Below are 4683 nucleotides of genomic sequence, written 5' to 3'. Positions count from 1 at the left end.
GTCGCCGGCGGCCAGCGCCCAGGCCTGCACCGCCAGGCACAGCCCCGCCAGCAGCAGGCCGATCGCCAGCACGTGCTGCCAGAGGCCGCGGGCAAACAGGCTTTCGGTCGGCGGCCGCGGCGGGCGCTGCATCACGCCCGGCTCGGCGGGCTCGACCGCGAGCGCCAGGCCGGGCAGTCCGTCGGTCACGAGGTTCACCCACAGGATGTGGATCGGCAGCAGCGGCAGCGGCAGCCCCAGCAGCGGCGCCAGGAAGATGACGCCGATCTCGCCCGAGTTGCCCGTCATCGCATACCGGACGAATTTGCGGATGTTGTCGTAGATGCGGCGGCCTTCGCGCACGGCCGCGGCGATCGTGGCGAAGTTGTCGTCCAGCAGCACCAGGCTGGCCGCCTCGCGCGCCACGTCCGTGCCGCCGCGGCCCATGGCCACGCCGATGTCGGCGCGCTGCAGCGCCGGGGCGTCGTTGACGCCGTCGCCGGTCATGGCCACCAGCTCGCCGTGGGCCTGCAGTGCCTGCACGATGCGGATCTTCTGCAGCGGATCGACCCGGGCGTAGACGCGCACCTCGCGCACGCGCGCCGCCAGCGCCGCATCGTCCATGCCGGCAAGTTGCGCGCCGGTGAGCACGGGCGCGCGCGGCTCCTGCACGATGCCCAGGCGCAGCGCGATCGCGCGTGCCGTGGCCGGATGGTCGCCGGTGATCATGGCCACGGTGATGCCCGCCTGTCGGCATTCGCGCACCGCGGCACCAGCCTCGGGTCGCGGAGGGTCGATGAGCCCGACGAGGCCCAGCAACTGCACGCCTGCCGGGTGGCGGTCGGCCTCCTCGGGGCCGGGCGGCGCAGCGAGCGTGCGGCGCGCCAGTGCGAGCACGCGCAGGCCTTCGGCCGCCATCGCATCGGCCTGCCGCAGCCAGGCCGCACCGTCGATGGGGCGCGCGCCGTCGGCGTGCCACACGGCGTCGCACAACGGCACCAGGACTTCGGGCGCACCCTTCACGTAACCGGTCACGCCGTGCCCCGCGCGGTGGTACGTCGACATGCGCTTGAGGGTGGAATCGAAGGGCCGTTCGGCCACGCGCGGCGCCTGCGCCCGCTCCTGCCCGGGGTCCAGGCCGGCCGACACGGCGAGTTCGGCCAGCGCGGTTTCGGTGGGATCGCCTTCCCACGCGCCGTTGCCGGCCTGCTGCGCGTCGTTGCACAGGAGCGCGGCGCGCAGCAGCTCCGACGGTTCGGGCGGCACGCCCGAGCCGCTCTCCCAGCGGCGGCCGGCGCCATCGCGCAGCGCCTCGCCGCGCATGCGGTTCTGCGTCAGCGTGCCGGTCTTGTCCGAGCAGACCCAGGTGACCGAGCCCAGCGTCTCCACCGAGGCGAGCCGGCGCACCAGCGCGTTCACCGCCACCATGCGGCGCGCGCCGAGGGCGAGCAGCACCGTCACCACGGCCGGCAGCGCCTCCGGGATGGCGGCCACCGCCAGGCTCACGGCCGTCATGAGCATCAGCAGGGGCGGTTCGCCGCGCAGCAGGCCCACCCCGAACACCACGGCGCAGATCGCCAGCACCGCCAATGCCAGGCGCTTGCCGAACACCGACAGGCGACGTTGCAAGGGCGTGGGTTCCCAGCCGCCCTCGGCGAGCAGTCCCGCCATCCGGCCCAGCTCGGTGGCGCGGCCGGTGGCCACGACGAGGCCGCGGCCGCGGCCCTGCGTCGCGGTGGTGCCCTTGAATGTCATGTTGACGCGGTCGCCGAGCGCGTGCACCTCGCCCGTGGGAACGGCCGTCTGCTTGGCCACGGTGACCGATTCGCCCGTCAGCGCCGATTCGTCCACGCGCAGCTGCACGCTCTCGAACAGGCGCAGGTCGGCGGGCACCTGGTTGCCGGCTTCCAGCAGGACCACGTCGCCGGGCACGAGTTCGTGCGCGGGCACCTTGTGCGTGCGCCCGCCGCGCAGCACCACGGCCTGCGCTGCCGCGAGCTGGCGCAGCGCCGCGAGCGCGCGATCGGCGCGCCAGGCCTGCACCACGCCGATCGCCGCGTTGAGCACGACGATGATCACGATCACCAGCGTGTCGACCCAGTCGCCGAGCACGCCCGAGACGAGGGCGGCGGCGACCAGCACCAGGATCATGAGGTCGCGGAACTGTTCCGCGACGAGCGAGCCGAGGCTGCGCGGCGGCGCCGTGGGCAGCTCGTTGGGGCCGTGGCGCGCGGCGCGCACGCGGACTTCGTCCAGGTCCAGCCCGATCGCGGTGTCCACCGCGTGGGCGCGGGCCACGTCGGCGGCTTCGCGCAAGTGCCAGTTGCCGGTGGTCACGGCTCCAGTATTCGGCGGCCGTGGCACGCCGGGTTTGACGGGGCTCAAGCGCCGTGACGAAGCGCGGCGTGAGCTGCTCGCGGCAAGCGCTGCGGCGGGACTTCAGCGGGGCGCGGAAGCCGGCAAAACGACTTGCGATCGGTTCAGGAGCGGTTCATGGACCCCGCCGCATCATCGAGGCACACCAACCAAGGAGCCCTCATGAACCGCATCACTTCCTCCAAGGCCTTCATCGCCGCCGCCGTCGCCTTCGGGTCGCTGGCTGCGGTTTCGGCCGCCCACGCCCGCACCGACGTGGCGGTGTCCATCGGCGTGCCGGTGGGCTACGCGCAGCCGGCCACGGTGTACGTGCAGCCGCGACCGGTCTACGTGCAGCCGCAACCGGTGTACGTGCAGCCCCGCACCGGGTACTACGGGTCGCACCGTGGCTACCGCGCCAATGAGCGAGCCCGCAATGACCGGTGGGGCGACGTCGACCGCGACGGCATCGAGAACGTGTTCGACCGCGACTGGCGCTACTACGAGCCGCGGGCCGCGCACCTTGCCGCGATGGAGAAGAACCGCGGCGACGCCGACGGCGACGGCGTGCAGAACCGCTTCGACCGTGCCCCGCACAACCGTTACGTGCGCTGACAGGCGGTTGGCTCAGGTGCCCGCCCGCGCGTGCGCCTGAGCCTCGCTCGGCATAGGACGGTTCCTAACCGGTCTCGGCGGCCGCCGCGCTTGCGAACGGGAATCCGCCGAGGCTCGCATTCAGCATGCGCTGATCGCGCCCGACCCGCCGCTCGCCGATAGTGACTCCATGCCGAAAGGCGAAGCGTCCGAAGATCGAGGAGAGCCGAAATGTTCGAATCCAGCACCAGCTCCAGCAGCAAGTCCAGCGCCTTCCAGCTCTGCTTCCGCTCGCTGAACAGCGGCCGCGACTTCGCTTTTCCGTGCGACGCCCAGGGCCACGTGGACCTCGACCAGATGAGCGAACGCACCCGCAACAACTACTTCTACGCGCGCGCCATGATGGGCCGCGAGGTCGCCTACCCGGCCGTGGAACCGGCCCTGCACTGAGCGCGTCCGGCTCGACAGCGCGAGTGCAATCCAGGCGGAGCCCGCCGCGCGCGGGCTCCTCGACAGCTACCGAAGGCCGGGCGCCGGCCGAGTGCGGTAGAACTTCATCGGCACCGCCTGCGCCTCGCGGGCCTGCTGGTGCAGCACCGACTTCTTGATCCGCCCCACCACGTGCATCTCGCACGGCTTGCAGTCGAAGCGCAGCGTGAGCTTCTCGCTGCCGTTGACCAGCTGCAGCGGCTCGGCCTTGATGGTGCCCTTGACGCCCACCACCCCCTTGGCCTGCTTGGGGCACAGGCTCATGGACCAGCGCACGCAGTGCTTGGTGATCATGAGGCTGACCTCGCCTTCCTCCTCGTGCGACTCGTACGCCGCGCCGACCACCTTGACGCCGTGCTTCGCGTAGAAGTCGTGCGCCTTCTGGTTGAAGACGTTGGCCAGGTAGGTGAGGGTGTCTTCGGGATAGGGGACCGGCGGCTCGACGGGCGTCCCCCGGACGGGACGCTCGTAGCCGGCCGCGCGTGCCGCCTCCAGCGAGGCCACCGCATCGCGGCGCAGGGCGTTCACCAGCGAAGGCGGCACGAACCAGGGTTGCGCCAGGTCCAGGTGCAGGTCCAGCGGCGCGAAGATCGTGTTGCCGAAACGGCCCAGGTGTTCGCGCACGGCTGCCAGCGCCTTGTCGCCATCGCGCGCGGGTTCCTTCGCGCAGGCGGCCGAGGCTTCGCCGACGTAGCCGTCCTCGTCGGTCAGGCGCAGCACGAAGCCGTCGGGCGCTTCGGTGAGGGCGGCCCAGAGGCCGATGCGGCGTTCGCTGGATTTCTTCTCCAGCGTGCGGACCCAGTCCATGTCGCGGTTGCGGTTGAGGCGGGTGCCCTTGCGCAGGTCCTTGAAGGAGGAAAGGGGGTCTTTCGGAAAGATGCGCCAGCGCGTGCCCCCCGCGCCCCTCGCCCCAGCCCTCTCACCGGAGGGGAGAGGGAGCAATTCCGCGCGGTTGACGGCGACGCCGACCAGGTCCTTCTGCAGGTCGAAGTAGCACAGGCCGTCGCCGTTGTGCAGCAGCGCGTGCGCGTCGTCCAGTTCCAGTTCGATGGAATCCGCGTTCACCTTCGTCACCCAGCCGATGGGGCGGCCAGGGTTCTTGGGCGAATCCAGGGCCGCGATGTCGTCCTGGCGCCCGTTGACGAAGTAGTCGGTGAACTCGCGGTTGAAGTTCTGCTCGGGGTCGGGAGTGAAGGCGAATGTGGTGCGGCCGCTCGATGCGCGCGCGAATTCCGGGCGGCGTTCGATGACCTGGTCGAGCAGCGT

The 4683-nt window shown here is 71.6% G+C and carries 4 protein-coding genes; 2 read left to right on the top strand and 2 right to left on the bottom strand.

Going from position 1 to position 4683, the window contains the following annotated elements; all coding sequences use genetic code 11:
* Window positions 1-2316, bottom strand: a 2316-nt coding sequence (locus VFM98_RS14010; protein ID WP_325110530.1) for an HAD-IC family P-type ATPase, incomplete at its 3' end; no start/stop codon positions are given.
* 201 nt (window positions 2317-2517) lie between these two features.
* On the opposite strand from VFM98_RS14010, the gene VFM98_RS14005 reads away from it, so the two are divergent.
* Together VFM98_RS14005 and VFM98_RS14000 are read left to right on the top strand one after the other, a co-directional pair.
* Window positions 2518-2949 (top strand): PXPV repeat protein, encoded by a 432-nt coding sequence (locus VFM98_RS14005; protein ID WP_325110529.1) that lies wholly within the window; start codon window positions 2518-2520, stop codon window positions 2947-2949.
* A 210-nt stretch (window positions 2950-3159) separates the two neighbouring features.
* Window positions 3160-3378: a hypothetical protein gene (locus VFM98_RS14000; protein WP_325110528.1), complete on the top strand. Its 219-nt coding sequence runs from the start codon at window positions 3160-3162 to the stop codon at window positions 3376-3378.
* Between the two features lie 66 nt (window positions 3379-3444).
* On the opposite strand, the gene VFM98_RS13995 is transcribed toward VFM98_RS14000, so the two are convergent.
* A partial coding sequence (locus tag VFM98_RS13995; RefSeq protein ID WP_325110527.1) for a DUF3656 domain-containing protein occupies window positions 3445-4683 on the bottom strand: 1239 nt, incomplete at its 5' end.

The sequence above is a fragment of the Ramlibacter sp. genome, assembly GCF_035706265.1.
Taxonomy (GTDB): Bacteria; Pseudomonadota; Gammaproteobacteria; order Burkholderiales; family Burkholderiaceae_C; genus Ramlibacter.
This window is presented reverse-complemented; position numbering and strand designations above follow the sequence as displayed.

Excerpts from the sequence above, each read along its gene's own strand:
- VFM98_RS14005 (WP_325110529.1), top strand. The coding sequence starts at position 2,518 with ATGAACCGCATCACTTCCTCCAAGGCCTTCATCGCCGCCGCCGTCGCC.
- VFM98_RS14000 (WP_325110528.1), top strand. The coding sequence starts at position 3,160 with ATGTTCGAATCCAGCACCAGCTCCAGCAGCAAGTCCAGCGCCTTCCAG.